Genomic DNA, 21,522 nt, shown 5'->3' on the forward strand with positions numbered 1-21,522 from the left:
GGGAAATGCTCAACCGGGCGGCGCGGTTTGCCCCTCTGGTCGGCCTGGTCGGCATCCTTGGCCCTGCGCAGGACGCAGCGGCCGGGGAATACGAAGGCTCGCCCAAGGTGGCCCAGTTCGTCGGTGAAATGACCCGCGACTACGGCTTTGCCGGCGAACAGCTGATTGATGTGTTCCGCGAGGTTGAGCGCAAGCAGGCGATTCTCGACGCGATCTCGCGTCCGGCCGAGCGGGTCAAGACGTGGAAGGACTACGGTCCGATGTTTCTGACCAGTGCACGGATTGCCCGTGGCGTGGACTTCTGGCGCCAGCATGAGGCTGCCCTGGCCCGTGCCGAGCAGGAATATGGCGTTCCGGCCCAGGTGATCGTGGCGATTATCGGTGTCGAGACCTTTTTCGGTCGCAATACCGGCAACTACCGGGTGATGGATGCACTGTCGACCTTGAGCTTCGACTATCCGCCGCGCGCCGACTTCTTCCGCAAGGAGCTTCGCGAGTTTCTGCTGCTGGCCCGTGAGCAACAGGTCGATCCGTTGACCATCAAGGGTTCCTACGCCGGTGCCATGGGGCTGCCGCAGTTCATGCCGAGCAGTTTTCGCGCCTATGCGGTGGATTTCGACGGCGATGGTCACATTAATATCTGGAGCGATCCCGATGATGCCATCGGCAGCGTTGCCAGCTATTTCAAGCAACATGGCTGGGTCGCGGGCGAACCGGTGGTCAGTCGCGCTACCATACGCGGCGACCGCGCTGAAGAGGGCCTGAGCCCCGGTATCGAGCCAGTAAAGACCGTTGGGGAGTTGCGAGCCCTGGGCTGGGCGAGTCATGATGCGCTGCGCGACGACCTGCCGGTCACCGCGTTTCGCCTGGATGGCGACAATGGCCCGGAATACTGGATGGGTCTGAAGAATTTCTACGCGATTACGCGATATAACCGCAGCGTGATGTACGCCATGGCCGTGCATCAGCTCTCTGATTTGCTGGTTCAAGCCCGGGGCGTCAAGTAATGCGATCATTGTCGATTCGCACATCAATCAAGGTTTTGGCCTACGCAGCATTGGGTCTGTTGGTTGTCAGTTGCACCTCCACGACCAGTCGTTCGCCGCAGCAGGGTAATGCCATCCGCTCGAAACCGGGCCTGGATATCAACCGTGCCCACAAGGACGGCGCGCCGTGGTGGGATGTCGATGTCTCGCGCATTCCCGATGCCACGCCGACCCTGCACAACGGCCCGTACAAGGCCAACCCCTATACGGTGCTGGGCAAGACCTATTTCCCGCTGAGCGACTCCAAACGTTACGTGGCTTCGGGCACGGCGTCCTGGTATGGCACCAAGTTTCATGGCCAGAACACCGCCAATGGCGAGGTCTATGACCTGTACGGCATGAGCGCGGCGCACAAGACCCTGCCGCTGCCCAGTTATGTGCGAGTGACCAACCTGGACAACAACCGCAGCGTGATCCTGCGGGTCAACGACCGGGGTCCGTTCTACTCCGACCGCATCATCGATCTGTCCTACGCTGCGGCGAAAAAACTCGGTTATGCCGAAATCGGCACCGCAAGGGTCAAGGTCGAGGGGATCGATCCGCAGGAATGGTGGGCCCAGCGTGGTCAGCCAGCGCCGCTATTGGTTGATCAGCCGCAAGTGACGGCCCAGGCTGCGGCACCGGCCCTGACCGCCTCGACCGGCACCATTGAGCAGTACACGCCGCCGCCGCAACAGCACGCGGCACCGGCCGTGCCCATCCAGATCGACGCAAAAAAAAACGGTTCAGGACCGCAATCTGGTCTGTTAGTCCAGGTGGGCGCTTTCGCCAATCCGGACGCTGCGGAACTCCTGAGGTCGAAATTGAGCGCGATGGTGCAAGCGCCAGTATTCGTGAGTTCAATAGCACGCAATCAGCAGACGCTCTACCGGGTTCGGATGGGGCCAGTCGGCACGCCGGGTGAAGCCCAGCAGCTGCAGAACAGCGTTCGGTCGGCCAATCTGGGCCAGGCCAGCGTGATTCCTGCGGAGTAATTGAAGGTTTTACGGTTGCCTGTCCGACATGAGTTGCCATAAGAGCAAGCGTCACAGGCAACTGTTCACAGGATCGCCTGTCGAACAGGGGGTCTTGTCAGCCGGGGTAGTAGCCTGGCGCCGCAGGTCGCAGAGAGCGCCGACGCGTTCACCGACCTGATCAGCTTTGCCCGCGAGGGCATGTTTGCCCATTAGCATTTTCGAGAGACGGATGAACATCACCACCTTTGCAAAACGCCTTTGCCTGCTTGTACCGCTGATCATCACCCCGGCCGCATGGGCTGCCGAGCAGATGACGCCTTCCGCCCCGCAATTGGCAGCCAAGGCCTATGTGCTGATGGATGCCAACAGCGGCAACGTGCTGGTCGAGAACAACGGTGATCAGCGCCTGGCCCCGGCCAGCCTGACCAAACTGATGACCGCCTACATCGCGACCCTGGAAATCCGTCGTGGCCAGATCGGCGAGAACGATCCGGTGACCATCAGCGAAAACGCCTGGCGTACCGGTGGTTCGCGGATGTTCCTCAAGGTGGGCAGCCAGGTGACCGTCAGCGACCTGTTGCACGGCATCATCATCCAGTCCGGCAACGACGCCAGTGTCGCGGTCTCCGAGCACATCGCCGGTAGCGAAGATGCGTTCGCCGACATGATGAACAAGACGGCCGGTGACCTTGGCATGACCAACAGTCACTTCATGAACCCGACCGGTCTGCCGAACCCTGACCACTACTCGTCGGCGCACGACATGGCGCGTCTGGCCCGGGCGATCATTCACGAAGATCCGGCGCACTACGCCATCTACTCGCAGAAGGAATTCTTCTGGAACGGCATCAAGCAGCCTAACCGCAACCTGCTGCTGTGGCGCGACAAGACCGTCGACGGCCTGAAAACCGGTCACACCGAAGAAGCCGGCTACTGCATGGTGTCCTCGGCTGTACGTGACGGCATGCGCCTGATCGCCGTGGTCTTCGGTACCAACAGCGAACAGGCCCGTGCGGCTGAAACCCAGAAGCTGCTGACCTACGGTTTCCGCTTCTTCGAAACCCAGAGTTTCTACCAGAAGGGCACCGAACTGGCCCAGGCCACCGTCTGGAAAGGTACCGAGCGTCAGGTCAAGGCCGGCCTGGCCGAAGACCTGACCATGACCATGCCTAAAGGCGAGATGAAGAAGCTGACCGCCAGCATGAGCATGAACCCGCAGCTGGTCGCGCCTATCGCCAAGGGCGACGTGATCGGTAAAGTGGAAGTGAAAATGGACGACAAGGTGGTACACAGTGCCAACCTGATCGCCCTCGATGGTGTCGAGCAAGGTGGCATTTTCCGCCGCGTGTGGGATAGCATCCGCCTGTTCTTCTACGGCTTGTTCAACTGATTATATCCAGTAGGCAATGCCGCACCGCGCGCCCGCCCTTATCCAGGGCGGGCGCGTCCGTCTTCACGGCTTGTGAGACCTTTACTGCCATGACAGAGCCAGACGTCAAGTCGCACAAAATCGAGTTTCCCTGCAATGACTACCCGATCAAGGTGATCGGTGATACGACTGTGGGGTTCAAGGACATGGTTATCGAGATCCTTGGCAAGCACGCCAAGCTTGACCTCAAGACCATGGCCGAACGCCAGAGCAGCAACGGCAAGTACACCACCGTCCAGTTGCACATCATCGCTACGGGCGAAGACCAACTGCGCGATATCAATAGTGCCCTGCGCGCTACGGGTGTCGTGCATATGGTGCTCTGATGACCGATGCTGTCCTGGGCTTTCGCGAGCTCGGCCTGCTGGACTACGAGCCCGCGTGGCAGGCCATGCAGCGTTTTACCAACGAGCGTGGCCGCGAAACTGCGGATGAAATCTGGCTGGTGCAGCACCCGCCGGTCTTCACCCAGGGACAGTCGGGCAAGCCGGAGCATGTTTTGCTGCCTGGCAAAATTCCGATCGTACAGGTCGATCGTGGTGGCCAAGTGACCTATCATGGGCCTGGGCAACTGGTTGCGTACCTGATGCTGGATGTAAGACGCTTGGGTTTCGGCGTGCGTGATCTGGTCAGCCGGATCGAACGCAGCCTGATCGGGTTGTTGGCTGATTATGGTGTCAACGCCTTCGCCAAGCCCGATGCACCGGGTGTGTATGTCGATGGAGCGAAAATCGCATCTCTGGGACTGCGGATTCGCAATGGCTGTTCCTTCCACGGGTTGGCACTGAACGTGGATATGGACCTTGAGCCATTTGGACGAATTAATCCCTGCGGCTATGCGGGGCTGGCAATGACCCAGCTGCGCGACCATGCAGGCCCGATTGAATTTGCCGAGGTAAGTGCCCGGCTGCGCGCGCAGCTCGTCAAACACCTCGACTATGCTGAGCAGACGACCCTAACGGGCGGAATCGACTGATATGACTACTGCTACTGATACTGCGCAAAGCGCTGTGCAAACCCTGATCCCGACGCTCGATGTCTCCGACCGTGCGCCCCGCCCGAAAGTCGAGGCCGGTGTAAAGCTGCGCGGTGCCGAGAAGGTTGCGCGTATCCCGGTGAAGATCATTCCGACCGTTGACCTGCCGAAGAAGCCGGACTGGATTCGCGTGCGTATCCCGGTTTCCCCCGAGGTCGATCGTGTCAAGCAACTGCTGCGCAAGCACAAGCTGCACAGCGTCTGTGAAGAGGCGTCCTGCCCGAACCTGGGCGAGTGCTTCTCCGGCGGCACCGCGACTTTCATGATCATGGGCGATATCTGCACCCGTCGCTGCCCGTTTTGCGACGTCGGCCACGGTCGCCCGAAAGCACTGGACGTGGACGAGCCGAAGAACCTGGCCATCGCCATCGCCGACCTGCGCCTGAAATACGTAGTGATCACCTCGGTGGACCGCGACGACCTGCGCGACGGTGGTGCTCAGCACTTCGCCGACTGCATCCGTGAAATCCGCGCGCTGTCGCCTAACGTGCAGCTGGAGACTCTGGTCCCTGACTACCGTGGCCGCATGGACGTTGCCCTGGAAATCACCGCTGCCGAGCCGCCGGATGTGTTCAACCACAACCTGGAAACCGTGCCGCGCCTGTACAAGGCTGCGCGTCCGGGTTCGGACTACCAGTGGTCGCTGACCCTGCTGCAGCGCTTCAAGCAGATGGTGCCCCACGTACCGACCAAATCCGGTCTGATGCTGGGTCTGGGCGAGACCGACGAGGAAGTCATCGAAGTCATGCAGCGCATGCGCGAGCACGACATCGACATGTTGACCCTGGGCCAGTACCTGCAACCGTCGCGCAGCCACTTGCCAGTACAGCGCTTCGTGCACCCGGACACCTTCGCCTGGTTCGCCGAGGAAGGCTACAAGATGGGCTTCAAGAACGTCGCGTCGGGGCCGCTGGTGCGTTCCTCGTACCATGCCGACGAACAGGCCAAGATCGCCAAGGCGATGCTCTGATCCTGATTTGACGCGATAAAAAAACGGGCCGGATATCACTATTTGGCCCGTTTTTTATTGCCTTGGCTGAGGTGGGACCGGCTTTAGCCGGGAAGGCGGTCTGTCAGGCAATAGATGTTTATCGAATGACTCGGCCTCTTCCCGGCTAAAGCCGGTCCCACACGGTCTGTACAGGCATTACCACCTCAAGGCTGGCGCAGCTTGTCGAGCAACTCATGCGTCGGATAGCCATCAGCCGGCCAGCCCAGGGATTGCTGGTAGCTGCGGATCGCCTTACGCGTATTGGCGCCGATAATGCCGTCAGGGGTGCCTGCGTCGTACTGGCGGGCCGACAGCAGGGATTGCAGCTCCATGCGCTCTGTGCGGCTCAGGGGCAGGTCACCGCGTGGCCATTCGCCCTGGATGTAACCACCGCCCTTGAAACGGTCGGCCAGCAGGCTGATCGCCAGCGCATAGGACGTCGAGTTGTTGTACTTGAGAATGGCGCGGAAGTTATCCAGAACCAGGAACGCTGGGCCTCGGTAGCCTGCGGGCAATACCAGTGCCGCTTGCTGTTGCAGTGAGCCGACGGGCAGCGGTGCGCCGTTGGGCAGCTTCAGGCCAAGCTGTTGCCATTCGGCGACGCTCTTGCGGGTTGCGGCGTCGGCCAGGGCATAGTCGAAACCCTGGGCGAGTTGCACTTCAAAGCCCCAAGGCTGGCCGGTTTGCCAGCCGTTGCTCTGCAGGTAATGAGCCGTCGAGGCCAGTGCATCGGCCGGCGTGTTCCAGATATCGCGGCGACCGTCGCCGTCGAAGTCCACAGCGTGGGTGTTATAGGTGGTGGGGATGAACTGGGTCTGGCCCATGGCCCCACCCCAGGAGCCGAGCATCTGCTCCGGCTGGATATCACCGTGTTGCAGGATCTGCAGGGCCGCGAGCAACTGGTCCTGGGCAAAGGCGCGACGACGGCCTTCGTAGGCCAGGGTCGCCAGGGAGCGGATCACGTACTGAGTGCCCTGGAACTGGCCGAAGCTGCTTTCCATGCCCCATACCGCCACCAGCGCCTGGCGATCCACGCCATAACGCTGCTCGATGCCTTGCAGCACATCCGCGTACTGCGCGAGCAGGGCCTGGCCCTTGCGTACGCGTACTGGCGAGATGGCGCCGTCGAGGTATTCCCACACCGGGCGGGTGAACTCGGGTTGGCTGCGGTCGGCCTTGACCACGCTCATGTCCGGGGTTACTCCGGCGAACGCGCGGTCGAACAGATCGGCACGAATGCCTGCTTTCAGCGCATCCACGCGAAAGCCCGCTTGCCAGTCGGCAAAGCTGATCGTGGGCGTGAAATCGAGGGCGGTATCCGGCGCGCTGTTGGGCATTGGCGTGACCGGCAGAACCGGCAAGGCGGGTTGTGCGGTGGGCAATGTTGGGAGCGGTGTGGCGACGGCGGCGGTGGGTTTTTCAGCGCAGGCGACCAGAACGACGAGGCTGGAAGCAGCGAACAGCTGGCGGATTGGCCAACGACGGGAAAAACAAGAGGGCATGCTGGGGTCCAAGGGATTGCCGATAGGTGCAGACCTTAACACGGCTGCCCGTGGAAAGGGCCCTGAGCGGCGTTTCGTCGCTTTTCAGGCCGCCAGAAAGTCAGAAGCCTCCCAGCTTTTAGACTGGAAGGCTTCGCGGCGGTAGCTGCCTTTGCCCTTGGTAGGTTGTTCCTGTCGGCTGCGGAACAAGGGCTGGGCGACGATGGACTTGGCCTTGTTTGGCCGTTTCTTTGGCTTGCTCATGGCGATGCTCTCTATGCAGGTGGGTGACGCGGCGGCAATCATCGGACACAGCGGGGGTTGTGTCTAATAGATGTGTGCTATGGGATTGAGAGGCGGGAGATCGCATTGTGGGACCGGCTTTAGCCGCGAAGGCATCGTTCCAGATGAACGGGATGTGCTGAATTTACCGGCCCTTTCCCGGCTAAAGCCGGTCCCACAGATCCGATCAGGGCAGGGACAGACGCTGCCCGGCCATCAACAGCACCAGTCGGCTCAGGCTGCTCCACGGCGAGCCCGAGGCCTGGCCCTTGATCTGCGCGTCAATCTGCTGGGCGTCCACCAGCAACTGGTTCCAGCGCTTGGCTGAAAGGCGTTGCAGGGCTTTGCTCATCAGCGGCTTGCGCTTGTCCCAGATCGGCGGGCGGGCGGAGCTGAAGGCTTTGTCCAGGGGCACGCCCTGGCTGAACTGCATGGCCAGGTTGGCCAGCACCCGCAGTTCACGGGTCAGGGCCCAGAGAATCACCGGCGTCTCGACCCCTTCGCCACGCAGGCCTTCAAGCATGCGCAGGGCATGCGCCGCTTCGCCGTTGAGCACGGCATCGGTCAGGCCGAAGACGTCAAAGCGCGCGCTGTCGGCCACGGCCGCCTGCACGGTTTCGACGGTAATCTGGCCATCTTCGGCCATCAGCTTGAGCTTTTCGATTTCCTGGGCGGCGGCTAGCAGGTTGCCTTCAACCCTTGCGGCAATCAGCTCGACCGCATCCTGGCTGGCCGCCAGACCGGACTGCGAAAGGCGCTGGCGAATCCATTGCGGCAGTTGGCCGATATCCACCGGCCAGATCTGCACGAACTGAGTCTGCTCACCCTCGACCAGCGCCTTGCCCCACTTGGTCTTCTGCGCGCTGCCATCGAGTTTCGGCAGGCTGATCAGCAGAAGGGTGTCTTCGGCAGGGCGGGCGCAGTATTCCATCAAGGCGGCGGCACCCTTGTCGCCGGGTTTGCCCGACGGCAGGCGCAGTTCCAGCAGGCGGCGTTCAGCGAACAGCGACATGCTGGCACCCGCCTGCAACAGCGTGCCCCAGTCGAAACTGGCGTCAGCGCTGAATACCTGTCGTTCGTCGAAGCCCTGTTGGCGGGCGGCGGCGCGGATGGCGTCGGCGGCTTCCTGGCACAGCAAGGGGTCATCGCCACTGATCACATAGACCGGTGCCAGCGTGCCTTGCAGGTGTTTGCCGAGTTGTGCGGGGGCGAGTTTCATCGGTCAGACGAGGCAGGGGCCGGCGAACCGGCCCCCAAGCCTTACTTGGACGGGATTTCGAGAGGCGACTGCTGTGGCGTCTCGTCGCGAACCTTCTGCGCCTTTTCCAGGGCTTCGGCTTCGGCGCGAGCGACGTCATCGGCGCGCTGTTGCAGAGTCTGCAGGCGCTCAGGCGTCAGCTGTTGCAGCTGCACGACCATTTTCTGTACCAGCTCGTTACGCATTTCGCCACGGATCTGGTCGGCTTCCTGGTCGGAACCGATCAGGTTGTTGCCGTCGTGGACGTAGACTTTTTCCACTTGCACATGATCAGTGAGCAGCAAGCGATCCTTGAAACCGTGGATCTCATAGTTCAGCGTCGAGGTCAGGGCGTATTCGGCCGAACGCGCCGAACCCGAGTAGCTGGCGGTGCGCTGGGTTTCCGGCTGACTGACCAGAATCAATTTGTATTCGGCACCTGTGTAAATCTTCACGCCGCTGCCTTGCAGTACCCGACGCAGCAGGTTGACGGTATCGCCATAGGCGTCACGCGCCGACAGATCCAGCTCCTTGAGCGCGATTTCGGTGGAACCGGTGCCACGCAGCTGGAAACCACAGGCACTCAGCACTACGGCGAGGCCGATAACCAGCAAGTTGCGTTTGATCATTTGATGCTCCCCTTGAATCCGTTTGGGCCGGCTTCGCGACCCTTGGCAGTTTGTTCGGCGCCCGGTCGGCCGGGCGCCCGATCCCATCAACTTGCTACGATATTGACCAGCTTGCCAGGGACCACGATCACTTTGCGGATCGTCAGGCCATCGAGGAAGCGCAGGACGTTTTCATTGGTACGAGCAGCCGCTTCGACTTCTTCGCGGCTGGCGCTGGCGGGCATTTCGATCTGGCCGCGCAGCTTGCCGTTGACCTGAACCACCAGTTGCAGACTGTCCTGAACCAGCGCTGTCTCGTCGAGCACTGGCCAGCCAGCGTCGATGATCGGGTCGGCATGGCCCAGGGCGTTCCACAATTGGTGACAGATGTGCGGTGTAATCGGAGCCAGCAGCAGGGCCACGGTTTCCAGGCCTTCCTGCAACAAGGCGCGGTCCTGGGGGGTAGCCTGCGGAGCTTTTTCCAGCACGTTCATCAGGGTCATCACCTGGGCGATGGCGGTGTTGAACTTGTGGTTCTGCCCGACATCCTGACCGGCTTGTTTGACGGCCAGATGAATCGAGCGACGGATCGCTTTCTGCTCATCGTTCAGCGACGCCTTGTCCAGGGCACCTGGCAGGCCGGCGTTGACGTGGGCCTGGGCCAGACGCCAGACGCGTTTGAGGAAGCGGTGCGAGCCTTCGACGCCGGAGTCGGACCATTCCAGGCTCATGTCAGGCGGCGAGGCGAACATCATGAACAGGCGGCAGGTATCGGCGCCGTACTGGTCGATCATCGACTGAGGATCGACACCGTTGTTCTTCGACTTGGCCATCTTCTCAGTGCCGCCGATCTCGACCGGCAAGCCGTCGCTGATCAGTTTGGCGCCGATGATCTTGGCCTTGCTGTCACGCTCCAGCTCGACATCGGCCGGGTTGAACCAGGTCTTGCTGCCATTGGCTTCGAGACGGTAGTAGGTCTCGGCGATGACCATGCCCTGGGTCAGCAGGTTTTTGAACGGTTCGTTCGACGTGACCAGGCCTTCGTCGCGCATCAGCTTGTGGAAGAACCGCGCATACAGCAGGTGCAGGATCGCGTGTTCGATACCGCCGATGTACTGATCGACCGGCAGCCAGTGGTTGGCCGCTTTCGGATCGACCATGCCGCCTTCGTAGTGAGGCGAGGCATAGCGGGCGAAGTACCAGGACGATTCGACGAAGGTGTCCATGGTGTCGGTTTCACGCTTGGCCGCTGCGCCGCATTTCGGGCAGATGCACTCGTAGAACTCGGGCATGCGCGCCAGGGGCGAGCCAGCGCCGTCCGGCACCACGTCTTCCGGCAGCTTGACCGGCAACTGGTCTTCAGGGACCGGCACGTCGCCACAGCTGTCGCAATGGATGATCGGGATCGGGCAGCCCCAGTAGCGCTGACGGCTGATGCCCCAGTCGCGCAGGCGGAACTGGGTGCGGGACTGGCCGAGGTTTTTCTTGATCAGCGCCACTTCCATGGCGTCGAAGGCGCCAGCGAAGTCCAGGCCGTCGAACTCGCCGGAGTTGATCAGTTGGCCGTGCTCGCCATAGGCAGCCTGCCAGGGCGCCGGGTTCTCGTCACCGGCACTGGTGCGCACCACGGACTTGATCGGCAGGTTGTACTTGGTGGCGAACTCGAAATCACGCTCGTCGTGCGCCGGAACCGCCATCACCGCGCCGTCGCCGTAGTGCATGAGCACGTAGTTGGCGACCCATACTGGCAGTTTCTCGCCGGTCAGCGGGTGCTCGACGAACAGCGAAGTCGGCAGGCCTTTCTTTTCCTGGGTGGCGACGTCGGCTTCGGCGACGCTGCCGCTCTTGCATTCATGGATGAACGCTTGCAGCTCAGGATTGTTGGTGGCAGCCAATGTGGCCAGTGGGTGCTCGGCAGCCACTGCAACATAGGTCGCGCCCATCAGGGTGTCCGGACGGGTCGTGAAGACTTTCAAGGCGCCGGCTTCGCCGATCGACGCCTGGTCGTACGGGAACTGGACTTCCATGCCGCGGGACTTGCCGATCCAGTTGCGCTGCATGGTCTTGACCTGTTCAGGCCAGCCCGGCAGTTCGTCGAGGCTCGACAGCAGCTCATCCGCATAGGCGGTGATCTTGAAGTAGTACATCGGGATTTCGCGTTTTTCGATCACCGCGCCCGAACGCCAGCCGCGGCCATCGATCACTTGCTCGTTGGCCAGGACGGTCTGGTCGACCGGGTCCCAGTTGACGGTGCCGTTCTTGCGATAGATCACGCCTTTTTCGAACAGGCGAGTGAACAGCCATTGTTCCCAGCGGTAGTAATCCGGCTTGCAGGTAGTGACTTCCCGGGACCAGTCGATCGCCAGGCCCAGGCTTTTGAGCTGGGTCTTCATGTAGGCGATGTTTTCGTAGGTCCACTTGGCCGGGGCGACGTTGTTCTTCATCGCGGCGTTTTCCGCCGGCATGCCGAAGGCGTCCCAACCCATGGGTTGCAGGACGTTCTTGCCCTGCATGCGCTGGTAGCGCGCGATCACGTCACCGATGGTGTAGTTGCGCACGTGGCCCATGTGTAGCTTGCCGCTGGGGTAAGGAAACATCGACAGGCAGTAGTACGTGTCCTTGCCTGGCTGTTCACTGACTTCAAAAGACTTTTGCTCTTCCCAGAATGTTTGGGCGGCGGCTTCGATTTCGCGGGGCTGATAGAGTTCGTGCATGGCTACTTTTGACTAAAGAATGTTGACCCTTGACCTCTTCATGGCTTCGCCGAGTCTGGTCGGCACCGCTTGCCGGACATTGAAAACTGCCTGTGCGGTGCGTTCGGGCTCAAGTGAGCGGAAGTGGAATGACAGGAAGCGCCGTAGCATACATGAGCGCCGACTATCGAGGGAAACCCTGATTGCTGTTGCAGGCCCTTGCGCCGCCGTCTGTCGCGGCATCACGTGGGTTTTGCAGGCGGCGCTAAGCTCATATGTCGAGGGTATGTCTTATCTTCGGCGAGGTGAGCGGATGACAGAGTGGCAGCGCACAGTAACAAACCCTGAGTTGTACGAAAGCTTGATCAATCGTCTGGGGTTGGCTCTGGAAACAGCGAAAACAGCGTTTCGACTGCGTGATGAGTCGCCCGCTGTCGTGGAATTGCGAGGCTTGAGCCGGGCCGAGTTCGAATTGATCGAGGCCTATCTTGAAAAGGGCGTCATGGCAGCCAGCGACATTGCCAAAGAAAGACCGCGTGAGGCCATGGCGCCACCTGCCATGGCGCAGCGTTCTGCCAAGGTGTTCTGGCTGGCCGATCAACGGCGCGCACAGGCGGCAGCCAAGGCAAAGCGTTACAGTTCGGGTTCCAATCTCAAGCGTTAATCCTTCGCGGGCCGCGAGCCTGCCTGATAAGCATTGTTGCTTAGCGTCAATCCTTCTAGGCTTCGGGCATCCATGGAGATGCCTGATGCCTGTTCGATATTTGCTCAAGACGCTGTTCCTGCCGCCTGGCGGGCTTTTTCTATTGCTGCTGCTGGCCTTGTTCCTGCACCGGTCACGTCCGCGTCTGGCGGCGTGTTGCTTCGCCCTGGGGCTGGGCGGGCTGTGGCTGATGAGCCTGCCGGTGGTGGTGCAGTGGGCGGCAGGCAAGGTGGAGACGGTCCCGCCGCTGCCCCTGGGCGAGTGGACGACTCTGGCCCAGCGTGCCGATGCCATTGTGGTGCTGGGTTCAGGGCGCGAGCGCAGTGATCCGACCTGGGGCGAAGATATTCCCACGGGCGGGGCGTTGGAAAGGATGCGCTTTGCGGCGCGGCTATCGAAGGATTCCGGCCTGCCGATCCTCACTACCGGTGGGCTGCATTACGGCGAGCCACCGAGTGAAGCGGCGATCATGGCCAAGTCCCTGACCAATGATTTCGGCACAACGGTACGCTGGCAGGAAGGCCTCAGCCGCACGACCTGGGAAAACGCCACGATGAGCGCGGCGTTGCTGCAGCCGCTGGGGATCAAGCGGGTCATTGTCGTGACTCAGGCTGCGCACATGCGTCGGGCGCTCTGGTGTTTCGAGAAGGCCGGGTTCAGCGTGATCGGCGCGCCGGTGGGTTTCCTCAGTGCCGATAACGGTAGATTGTTCGGCGGCTGGCTGCCTGAAGCTCAGGAGTTGTCCAATAGCGGGCAATTGCTCAATGAAGCGGCGGGAATGGTGGTTTATCCGTTGATTTATCGCTGAGGAGCTTTATGAGAACCGTGGGACCGGCTTTAGCCGGGAAGACAATGGTATGGATGACAGAAGTACGTCGATCTTACCTTTGCTTTCCCGGCTAAAGCCGGTCCCACATTCGCCCTGAGTTCACCGCATAAGGATTGCATGCCGCGTTCGTCAGACTGTCTTGGCAATCCGGCTCGCCACCAGTGCCCAGGCAAAGATCAGAACGCTGAGAATCAGCAGCGGCCAGGAGCGCCAGCGCAGGTACGGGGTCAGTTGATGCATGGGTGTGACTTCGCCATACAGCACGCCTTGCTCGAACTGCGGAATCTGTTCGGTGATCTGCCCGAACGGGTTGATCAGCCCGGTCACGCCGTTGTTGGTGGCACGAATCATCCAGCGTCCGGCCTCCAGAGCACGCATCTGCGCCATCTGCAGGTGTTGCAGCGGGCCGATTGAGGTGCCGAACCAGGTGTCGTTGCTCACGGTCAGCAGCAGGTCACTGCGCTTGGCCAGGCCTGCGGCAAACTCGGGGTAGACCACTTCGTAGCAAATGAACGGCGCAATCTGATACCCCTTGGCCTGGAGCAGCGCCTGATCGGCGGGCCCGCGGGCGAAGTCGGACATGGGCAGGTCGAAGAAACTGATCAGGCCGCGCAGCAGGTCCTGCAGGGGCACGTACTCGCCGAAGGGCACCAGTTTCTGCTTCAGATAAGTGCCGTCGCCTTCACCGACCACGGTGATGCCGTTGTAGTAGCGGTACTCGCCGCGTCCACCTTTCTGGCGGATCGGCACACCGGTAATCAGCGCGGCATGGCGGTCTGCGGCGAAGCGGCCCATGACTGACAGGAAGCCCTCGGCGGACTCCTTGAGCACCGGCACGGCGGTTTCCGGCCAGACGATCAGGTCCACGGGGCGGGCGGTAAAGGTCAGGTCACGGTACAGCGCCAGTTGTGCGTTGAGCTGTTGCGGGTCCCATTTCATGCTCTGGGCGACGTTGCCCTGGATCGCCGCGACTTTCAGCGGCGCGCCGGACGGTGAGGTCCAGGCATGGTTTTTCAGCGCCAGACCCACTACCCACGGGGCCAGCAGCAAAACCACGCCCGCAGCCAGGAACGATTTGCGCTCGCGCAGACGCCACAGGTTGCACAGCAGGGCGGCGGTCAGGGCCAGGCAGAATGAGATGAACCACATGCCGCCCATGGGCGCAAGGCTCGACAGCGGGCCGTCCAGTTGGCTGTAGCCGGAGTACAGCCACGGGAAGCCGGTGAGGAACCAGCCGCGAAACATTTCCTGGGCAAACCACAGGGCGGCAAAAGCCAGAGCGTCGGCCAGGGGCGCCTCACTGCGGCGGATCCAGCGCGCCCACAGCCACGCAGGCAAGGCGAAGAACCAGGCAATGGAGGCGGTGAACAGCAGCATCAGGAAGCCGGCCAGCAGCACCGGGGCGTCGCCGTAGGTGTGGATGCTGACGTAAATCCAGCTGGTGCCCGCACCGAACAGGCCGAAACCGTAGCACCAGCCGCGCCACAGGGCCTGGCGCGAACTCAGGTCGCGCAGGCCGAGGTAGAACACGATCAGCGCCACCAGCGCCAATGGCCAGATATTGAACGGGGCCAGGGCCAGGGTGGTCAGGCCACCAGCCGCCATGGCCAGCAGATTACCGGGCCAGCCGGGGCGGGTGATCCAATGCATGTACTACGTTCCTTGGCAGGATTCAGAGCTTAAGAGCGCGAGATCGGACTCAGGCGCAGCAAGTGAATACGACGGCTGTCAGCACTCAGGATGCGGAAACGATACGCACCGATTTCGGTGATTTCGTTACGCTTGGGCAAGTGACCGAAGGCATTCATGACCAGGCCGCCCACGGTGTCGAACTCATCGTCGGAAAATTCGCTGTCGAAGAACTCGTTGAAGTTCTCGATGGGCGTCAGTGCCTTGATCAGGAAATCGCCGCTGGGCAGTGGCTTGATGTAGCTGTCTTCTTCGACGTCATGTTCGTCTTCGATATCGCCGACGATCTGTTCGAGTACGTCTTCGATGGTCACCAACCCGGCCACACCGCCGTATTCGTCAATGACGATGGCCATGTGATTGTGATTGGCGCGGAACTCGCGCAGCAAGACATTCAGGCGCTTGGACTCGGGAACGAAAGTCGCCGGGCGCAGCAGCTTCTTGATGTCGTCGCTGTCGCCGTCCGGCTTGAGGATCAGGGGCAGCAGGTCCTTGGCCAGGAGCACGCCGAGTACGTCGTCGTGGCTCTCGCCAATCACCGGGTAGCGCGAGTGCGCCGCGTCGATGACCGCCGGCAGGAACTCGCGGGGTGTCTGGCTGGCCTTGATGCTGATCATCTGCGAGCGCGGCACCATGATGTCGCGCACTTGCAGATCAGCCACCTGGATAGCGCCTTCGACGATGGCGAGGGCTTCGCTGTCCAGCAATTTGTTCTGATGGGCTTCGCGCAGCAGCTCAAGCAGCTCCTGGCGGTTTTTCGGCTCGTGGGCAAAAGCCTGGGTGAGTTTACCCAGCCATGACTTTTGCCCGTTGCTCGATCGGTCTTCGCTCATAGCCCTTACTCGTGGTCCTTGCTTGGTGTTTCTGAATGGGGGTGTTCGTCGCTTTCGTCGTCGGCATAAGGATCCGGATAGCCCAACTCAGCAAGCAACTCTCGTTCCAGTGCTTCCATTTCTTCGGCTTCTTCATCGTCGATATGGTCGAAACCCAACAGATGCAGACAACCGTGAATGACCAGATGAGCCCAGTGGGCGTCCAGTGCCTTGCCCTGTTCGGCGGCTTCCCGGGCCACGACGGGCACGCAGATAACCAGATCGCCAAGCAGGGGGATATCCAGCAGATCATCGGGAACGTCGGCGGGGAAGGACAGCACGTTAGTCGCATAGTCCTTGTGCCGCCAGGTGTTGTTCAGTTCGCGGCCTTCGGCTTCGTCGACCAGGCGAATGGTCAGCTCAGAGTCGGCGCTGCGCGCACGCAGGCCCATTTCGCACCACTGGCGAAACCGGGCTTCGGTGGGGGCGTCAGCGTCGCTGGCGATTTGCAGATCCAGCTCAAGCATCGCGGCGCGTATCCCGGCTGAAACCGTTGGTCTCATCGCTGGCGCGGCCTTCGTAACGCTCGTAGGCTTCGACGATGCGCTGCACCAACGGGTGGCGCACCACGTCCTTGGGCTTGAAGTGGGTGAAACTGATGCCCGGCACGTCCTTGAGCACCTCGATGACATGGTTCAGGCCCGACTTGGTGCCCTTGGGCAGGTCGACCTGGGTGATGTCACCGGTGATCACGGCGGTTGAACCGAAGCCGATTCGGGTCAGGAACATTTTCATCTGCTCGACGGTGGTGTTCTGACTTTCGTCGAGAATGATGAAGCTGTTATTAAGGGTGCGACCGCGCATGTAGGCCAGGGGCGCAACTTCGATCACCTGCTTCTCGATCAGTTTGGCCACGTATTCGAAGCCGAGCATCTCGTACAGCGCGTCGTAGAGCGGGCGCAGGTACGGATCGATCTTCTGCGCCAGGTCGCCGGGCAGGAAGCCGAGCTTTTCGCCCGCTTCGACCGCCGGACGCACCAACAGGATGCGACGGATCTGCTCGCGCTCCAGGGCATCCACCGCACAGGCCACTGCCAGGTAGGTCTTGCCCGTACCCGCAGGGCCGATGCCGAAGTTGATGTCGTTGCCAAGGATTTCCTTCACGTAGCGCTGCTGATTCAGGCCGCGCGGGCGAATCATGCCTTTCTTGGTGCGCAGGGCCACGCCGGGTTCGGCGGCCGGATGGTTATCCAGGCCTTCGACGCCGGATTCCTGCAGGAACAGGTGAACCATGTCCGGAGACAGCTCGGTGCCCTTGGTCTCGCGATAGAGACGACGCAGCAGGTTCTCGGCTGAGGTGGTGTTCTGGCGCGTGCCGATCAGTTCGAATTGATTGCCGCGGTTGCGGATTTCAATTTCCAGGCGTTGCTCGATCAAGCGCAGATGCTCGTCGAATTGCCCGCACAGATTGGCGAAGCGATGGGCCTCAAAGGGTTCGAGGATGAAATGATGAGGTTCTATGGGTGCGTTCAAGGTTGTTTTTAGCCGCCCGACGGCAATGGATATGGACCGAAGGATAACCCCGGCAGGGTGTGTGCGAAAGCTCTGACGTGTTTAAAACTCATCAGAGCTTGCACCTGCCGGGCATTACATCAGCAGCGAACCGCGCAGGGAGTGGGGTTGCGCGTCATCGATGTGTACGTCGACGAACTCACCGATCAGCTTCGGGTTGTCGCAGCGGAAGTTGACGATGCGGTTGTTTTCCGTGCGTCCCTGCAGTTCGCCAGGGTCTTTCTTCGAGTAGTCGGTGACCAGGATGCGCTGGGTGCTGCCGACCATTTGTCGGCTGATCTCGAAACCTTGCTGATTCAGACGGTGCTGCAAGGCGGCCAGCCGCTCTTTTTTCAGTGATTCCGGAGTGTCGTCCTTCAGGTCGGCCGCCGGAGTGCCGGGGCGCGGGCTGTAGACGAAGGAGAACGAGAAGTCGAAACCCACGTCCTGAATCAGCTTCATGGTGTTGTCGAAGTCTTTCTCGGTTTCGCCGGGGAAACCGACGATAAAGTCCGAACTGATACTGATGCCCGGCACGGCGGCCTTGAGCTTGCGCAGCTTGGACTTGTACTCGAGGGTGGTGTGGTTGCGCTTCATCGCCGCCAGCACGCGGTCCGAGCCCGACTGCACTGGCAGGTGCAGGTGTTTGACCAGCTCCGGGACTTCGGCGTGGGCCTGGATCAGGCTGTCGGAGAACTCCAGCGGGTGCGAGGTGGTATAGCGGATGCGGTCGATGCCGTCGATGGCGGCCACGACGCGAATCAGGTCGGCCAGGTCAGCCTGGCGGCCGCCTTCGGTGGTGCCGCGATAGCCATTGACGTTCTGCCCCAGCAGTGTCACTTCGCGCACGCCGTGTTCGGCCAGGTGAATGACCTCGCTAATGACGTCATCGAACGGGCGGCTGACTTCTTCGCCGCGGGTATAAGGCACCACGCAGAAGGTGCAGTACTTGCTGCAGCCTTCCATGACCGAGACATAGGCGCTCGGGCCATCGACCCGGGGCTCGGGCAGGTGGTCGAATTTTTCGATTTCCGGGAACGACACGTCGACCTGGGGCAGGCGCGTGACCCGAGCGGCATCGATCATTTCCGGCAGGCGGTGCAGGGTCTGCGGGCCGAATACCACGTCCACGTAGGGCGCGCGATCACGAATGGCCGCGCCTTCCTGGCTGGCCACGCAACCGCCGACGGCGATCACCATCTCCGGGTTGGCCAGTTTCAGTTCACGCCAGCGGCCCAGCTGGGAGTACACCCGGTCCTGAGCGCGCTCGCGGATCGAGCAGGTATTGAGCAGGATGACGTCGGCATCTTCCGCGCGAGCGGTGACTTCCAGGGCTTGATGTTCGCCCAGCAGATCGACCATGCGCGAGCTGTCGTACTCGTTCATCTGGCAACCGTGGGTTTCGATATAAAGCTTCTTGGCCATGCTTGATCATCAGGTGATTCAAAGAACCGCGCATTATAGGGACGGCGCTTGCGGGTTCCTAGCGTCGTCTGGCGAATGGGCATATAGTTCGCCTCTTCTTTTTACCGTGCCGATCAATACCCGCCTGCCATGACCAAACGCGAAGCTCCAATCTACAAGGTGATTTTCCTCAATCAGGGACAAGTGTTCGAAATGTACGCCAAGCAGATCTATCAAAGTGATCTGTGGGGGTTTCTGGAGGTGGAGGAATTCGTCTTCGGCGAGCGCACGACTGTTGTGGTTGATCCCAGCGAAGAAAAGCTCAAGGCGCAGTTCGAAGGCGTCGTGCGCAGCTTCGTGCCCATGCATTCGATCGTGCGCATCGACGAGGTCGAGCGCATGGGCACGCCAAAGATCAGTGAAGCGCGCGGCACCAGCAACGTAATGCCATTCCCCATGCCGATGCCGGAGAAGTAACCGGCCTCAGTTCTGCTGGGGTTGCAGTTGCGGTGCCAGTGCGGGTGCCGCAGCGCCAGGCGCCGGGGCTGTGCTGTTGGGATCAGGCAGGGGCGCGAAGGGCGAACGACCTTCGGCAGACTGCAGCTCTTGCAGGTAATTGCGGAAAATCTGGCCCAGCACCTGGGTAGCCACTTCCAGCTCGTCACGGCGCATGTGCGATGACACTTCATCCGCGCTGTCCAGCGCATCTTCAGAGCCATTGACCGCCGCCATCTTCAGCACGATGTAGGCCTGAATATTGTTGGCCTGCACACCTTCGCCCTTGAAGAACATCAGGCCAAGCTGGTACTGCGCCTGGGCATGGCCCTGCAGCGAGGCTTTCTCAAAGAAATTGAGCGCCTGCGCCAAGTCACGAGGGGCGTGTTTACCGTCGTAGTAAAATTCACCCAACTCGTATTGCGCCTGCGCATCCCCGGCCTTGGCGGCTTCCTGACAGGCAGCCAGCGCCGTCGGCAGGTTGTCCGGCTGGGTATTGAGGGTGCAGCGACCCACCGCTGGGATCAACAACGAGTTGCCACCTGCATTCGCCAGCAGGGGATGAATAAGCAACAGGCAGCCCAATGCAAGGGTGCGGCCGGTGCGGTTCATGGGAATCGACATACCTCTGAAAAGGTGCGGGCGTACCCGTCCAGCTAAACGTGCTGGCTGCGCATTATGAAATAAGCGGGGCCAACCTTACAAAGTCTTTACGGATTTTCTGCTGCACGGGCTTGAAATGCCTGTTTTTGCTCAGGATTGATAGTCCGTAGGGGCGGCTGTGGGACCGGCTTTAGCCGGGAAAGCGATGGAGTAGACGATACAGATGTATCAGTCATGCTGCCGCCTTCCCGGCTAAAGCCGGTCCCACAAGGAATCCCATATAGGTTTTCCAGACTTATTTCAGCGCCGCAAACGCCTTCTCGGCCGCATCGAGGGTCAGTTTCAGTTCGGTTTCGCCGTGGGCGATAGAAGTAAAGCCGGCTTCGAACGCGCTCGGCGCCAAGTACACACCACCTTCGAGCATCAAGTGGAAGAAGCGCTTGAAGCGTTCTGCATCGCTGGTCATGACGTCTTCGAAGGTAACAATGGCGCTGGCGGAGCTGAAATAAAGACCGAACATGCCGCCCGCCTGGGTCGTTACGAACGGGATACCGGCGGCGTCGGCGCGCTCTTGCAGGCCAGCGAGCAGGCGGCGGGTGTATTCGCTCAGCTCGTCATGGAAGCCCGGACGGCTGATCAAGCGCAGGGTAGTGAGGCCCGCCGCCATGGCCAGGGGGTTGCCCGACAGCGTACCGGCCTGATAGACCGGGCCCAGCGGGGCGATATGCGACATGATTTCGCGCTTGCCACCGAAGCAGCCCACCGGCATTCCGCCGCCGATGATCTTGCCGAAGGTGCTCAGGTCCGGCGTTACGCCGTAGTAAGCCTGGGCGCCGCCGAGGGCAACGCGAAAGCCGGTCATCACTTCGTCGAAGATCAGCACCACGCCGTATTGATCACACAACGCGCGCAGGCCTTGCAGGTAGCCAGGAGCAGGCGGCACGCAGTTCATGTTGCCAGCGACCGGCTCGACGATGATGCAGGCCACGTCCTGACCGACTTCGGCAAGCAGGACGCTGACCGCTTCCAGATCGTTGAACGGCACGGTCAGGGTATGTTTGGCGAATGCGGCAGGTACGCCCGGCGAGCTCGGCACGCCCAGGGTCAGGGCGCCGGAACCGGCCTTGACCAGCAGGCTGTCGGAGTGGCCGTGGTAGCAACCCTCGAACTTGATGATGCTGTCGCGACCGGTGAAACCACGGGCCAGGCGGATGGCACTCATGGTCGCTTCGGTGCCGGAGCTGACCATGCGCACCATTTCCATCGACGGCACGATGGAGCAGACCAGGTCGGCCATCTCGGTTTCCATGGCCGTCGGCGCGCCGTAGGACAGACCGTGCTCCAGCTGATTGCGCACGGCGTCCAACACTTCCGGATGGCTGTGACCCAGGATCATCGGCCCCCAGGAACCGACGTAATCGACATAACGCTTGTCGTCTTCATCGGTGACATAGGCGCCGACCGCATGTTTGAAGAACAACGGCGTACCGCCCACGCTCTTGAAAGCGCGAACCGGTGAGTTGACGCCACCGGGGATGTGTTTCTGGGCGTTGGCGAACAGGGTTTCAGAACGGGACATGGTCGGGTCTCTGCTGGTGAACCGGAAAGTCTGTTTACGCCCGGCGGGGCGAGAGGAGGGGCACTATAACAAATGCCGGGGGGCTCAACCTGTATGCG

20 protein-coding genes and 1 pseudogene are annotated in these 21,522 nt (G+C 61.2%); 9 read left to right on the top strand and 12 right to left on the bottom strand.

The genetic code is table 11. From position 1 onward, the window contains the following. Positions 1-5 precede the first annotated feature (5 nt). The 6 genes from mltB to lipA all read left to right on the top strand — a co-directional run bounded on the left by mltB (position 6) and on the right by lipA (position 5,437). On the top strand, positions 6-1,007 hold the full coding sequence (gene mltB, locus AC1Z24_RS03890; RefSeq protein WP_409033949.1) for a lytic murein transglycosylase B: 1,002 nt from the start codon (positions 6-8) through the stop codon (positions 1,005-1,007). Next, positions 1,007-2,020: a septal ring lytic transglycosylase RlpA family protein gene (locus AC1Z24_RS03895; RefSeq protein ID WP_483744612.1), complete on the top strand. Its 1,014-nt coding sequence runs from the start codon at positions 1,007-1,009 to the stop codon at positions 2,018-2,020. Before mltB ends, AC1Z24_RS03895 begins: the two co-directional genes overlap by 1 nt. Before the next feature lie 211 nt (positions 2,021-2,231). After that, positions 2,232-3,392, top strand: coding sequence for a D-alanyl-D-alanine carboxypeptidase family protein (locus AC1Z24_RS03900; protein WP_259104698.1), 1,161 nt, complete (start codon positions 2,232-2,234; stop codon positions 3,390-3,392). A gap of 89 nt (positions 3,393-3,481) precedes the next feature. Further along, entirely contained in the window at positions 3,482-3,757 is a 276-nt protein-coding gene (locus tag AC1Z24_RS03905) for a DUF493 domain-containing protein (protein WP_483744613.1), read from the top strand. Beyond that, complete coding sequence (gene lipB / locus AC1Z24_RS03910) at positions 3,757-4,407, top strand: lipoyl(octanoyl) transferase LipB (protein WP_483744614.1); 651 nt, start codon at positions 3,757-3,759, stop codon at positions 4,405-4,407. The genes AC1Z24_RS03905 and lipB overlap by 1 nt, the downstream gene beginning before the upstream one ends. Position 4,408: 1 nt before the next feature. Then, positions 4,409-5,437, top strand: coding sequence for a lipoyl synthase (lipA, locus tag AC1Z24_RS03915; protein WP_259104701.1), 1,029 nt, complete (start codon positions 4,409-4,411; stop codon positions 5,435-5,437). Positions 5,438-5,622: 185 nt separating this feature from the next. On the opposite strand, the gene AC1Z24_RS03920 is transcribed toward lipA, so the two are convergent. The 5 genes from AC1Z24_RS03920 to leuS form a co-directional block, all read right to left on the bottom strand. Then, positions 5,623-6,960, bottom strand: coding sequence for a lytic murein transglycosylase (locus tag AC1Z24_RS03920; RefSeq protein WP_483744615.1), 1,338 nt, complete (start codon positions 6,958-6,960; stop codon positions 5,623-5,625). Between the two features lie 84 nt (positions 6,961-7,044). Continuing rightward, complete coding sequence (gene arfA, locus AC1Z24_RS03925; protein ID WP_259104703.1) at positions 7,045-7,203, bottom strand: alternative ribosome rescue factor ArfA; 159 nt, start codon at positions 7,201-7,203, stop codon at positions 7,045-7,047. 205 nt (positions 7,204-7,408) lie between these two features. After that, positions 7,409-8,440 carry a DNA polymerase III subunit delta gene (holA, locus tag AC1Z24_RS03930; RefSeq protein WP_483744616.1) on the bottom strand — a complete coding sequence of 344 codons (1,032 nt, stop codon included), beginning with the start codon at positions 8,438-8,440 and terminating at the stop codon, positions 7,409-7,411. A 41-nt stretch (positions 8,441-8,481) separates the two neighbouring features. Then, on the bottom strand, positions 8,482-9,087 hold the full coding sequence (locus tag AC1Z24_RS03935) for an LPS-assembly lipoprotein LptE (RefSeq protein WP_483744617.1): 606 nt from the start codon (positions 9,085-9,087) through the stop codon (positions 8,482-8,484). 86 nt (positions 9,088-9,173) lie between these two features. Further along, a complete protein-coding gene (leuS, locus tag AC1Z24_RS03940) occupies positions 9,174-11,780 on the bottom strand; it encodes a leucine--tRNA ligase (RefSeq protein ID WP_483744618.1) in 2,607 nt (868 codons plus the stop codon). A 292-nt stretch (positions 11,781-12,072) separates the two neighbouring features. On the opposite strand from leuS, the gene AC1Z24_RS03945 reads away from it, so the two are divergent. Then, entirely contained in the window at positions 12,073-12,423 is a 351-nt protein-coding gene (locus AC1Z24_RS03945; protein WP_259104939.1) for a hypothetical protein, read from the top strand. Between the two features lie 85 nt (positions 12,424-12,508). Beyond that, entirely contained in the window at positions 12,509-13,270 is a 762-nt protein-coding gene (locus AC1Z24_RS03950; RefSeq protein WP_483744619.1) for a YdcF family protein, read from the top strand. 150 nt (positions 13,271-13,420) lie between these two features. On the opposite strand, the gene lnt is transcribed toward AC1Z24_RS03950, so the two are convergent. The 5 genes from lnt to miaB all read right to left on the bottom strand — a co-directional run bounded on the left by lnt (position 13,421) and on the right by miaB (position 18,768). Beyond that, positions 13,421-14,941: an apolipoprotein N-acyltransferase gene (gene lnt, locus AC1Z24_RS03955; protein ID WP_483744620.1), complete on the bottom strand. Its 1,521-nt coding sequence runs from the start codon at positions 14,939-14,941 to the stop codon at positions 13,421-13,423. A 29-nt stretch (positions 14,942-14,970) separates the two neighbouring features. Beyond that, the gene (locus AC1Z24_RS03960) at positions 14,971-15,813 is read right to left on the bottom strand and encodes an HlyC/CorC family transporter (RefSeq protein WP_259104713.1); all 843 of its coding nucleotides are present in this window, start codon (positions 15,811-15,813) and stop codon (positions 14,971-14,973) included. Between the two features lie 5 nt (positions 15,814-15,818). Beyond that, a complete protein-coding gene (ybeY, locus tag AC1Z24_RS03965; RefSeq protein WP_259104715.1) occupies positions 15,819-16,319 on the bottom strand; it encodes an rRNA maturation RNase YbeY in 501 nt (166 codons plus the stop codon). Beyond that, entirely contained in the window at positions 16,312-17,325 is a 1,014-nt protein-coding gene (locus tag AC1Z24_RS03970; protein ID WP_483744621.1) for a PhoH family protein, read from the bottom strand. Before AC1Z24_RS03970 ends, ybeY begins: the two co-directional genes overlap by 8 nt. Before the next feature lie 114 nt (positions 17,326-17,439). Continuing rightward, entirely contained in the window at positions 17,440-18,768 is a 1,329-nt protein-coding gene (gene miaB / locus AC1Z24_RS03975; protein WP_483744622.1) for a tRNA (N6-isopentenyl adenosine(37)-C2)-methylthiotransferase MiaB, read from the bottom strand. Between the two features lie 129 nt (positions 18,769-18,897). Between miaB and AC1Z24_RS03980 the strand changes: the two genes are divergently transcribed. Further along, a complete protein-coding gene (locus AC1Z24_RS03980; protein ID WP_003313868.1) occupies positions 18,898-19,224 on the top strand; it encodes a DUF1820 family protein in 327 nt (108 codons plus the stop codon). Between the two features lie 84 nt (positions 19,225-19,308). Here the strand turns inward: AC1Z24_RS03980 and AC1Z24_RS03985 are convergent. After that, positions 19,309-19,854 (bottom strand): annotated as a pseudogene (locus AC1Z24_RS03985) (tetratricopeptide repeat protein); the annotation flags it as partial. A gap of 286 nt (positions 19,855-20,140) precedes the next feature. Then, a complete protein-coding gene (gene hemL / locus AC1Z24_RS03990) occupies positions 20,141-21,424 on the bottom strand; it encodes a glutamate-1-semialdehyde 2,1-aminomutase (protein ID WP_483744623.1) in 1,284 nt (427 codons plus the stop codon). Positions 21,425-21,522 lie beyond the last annotated feature (98 nt).

The organism is Pseudomonas sp. JL23 (genome assembly GCF_056933585.1).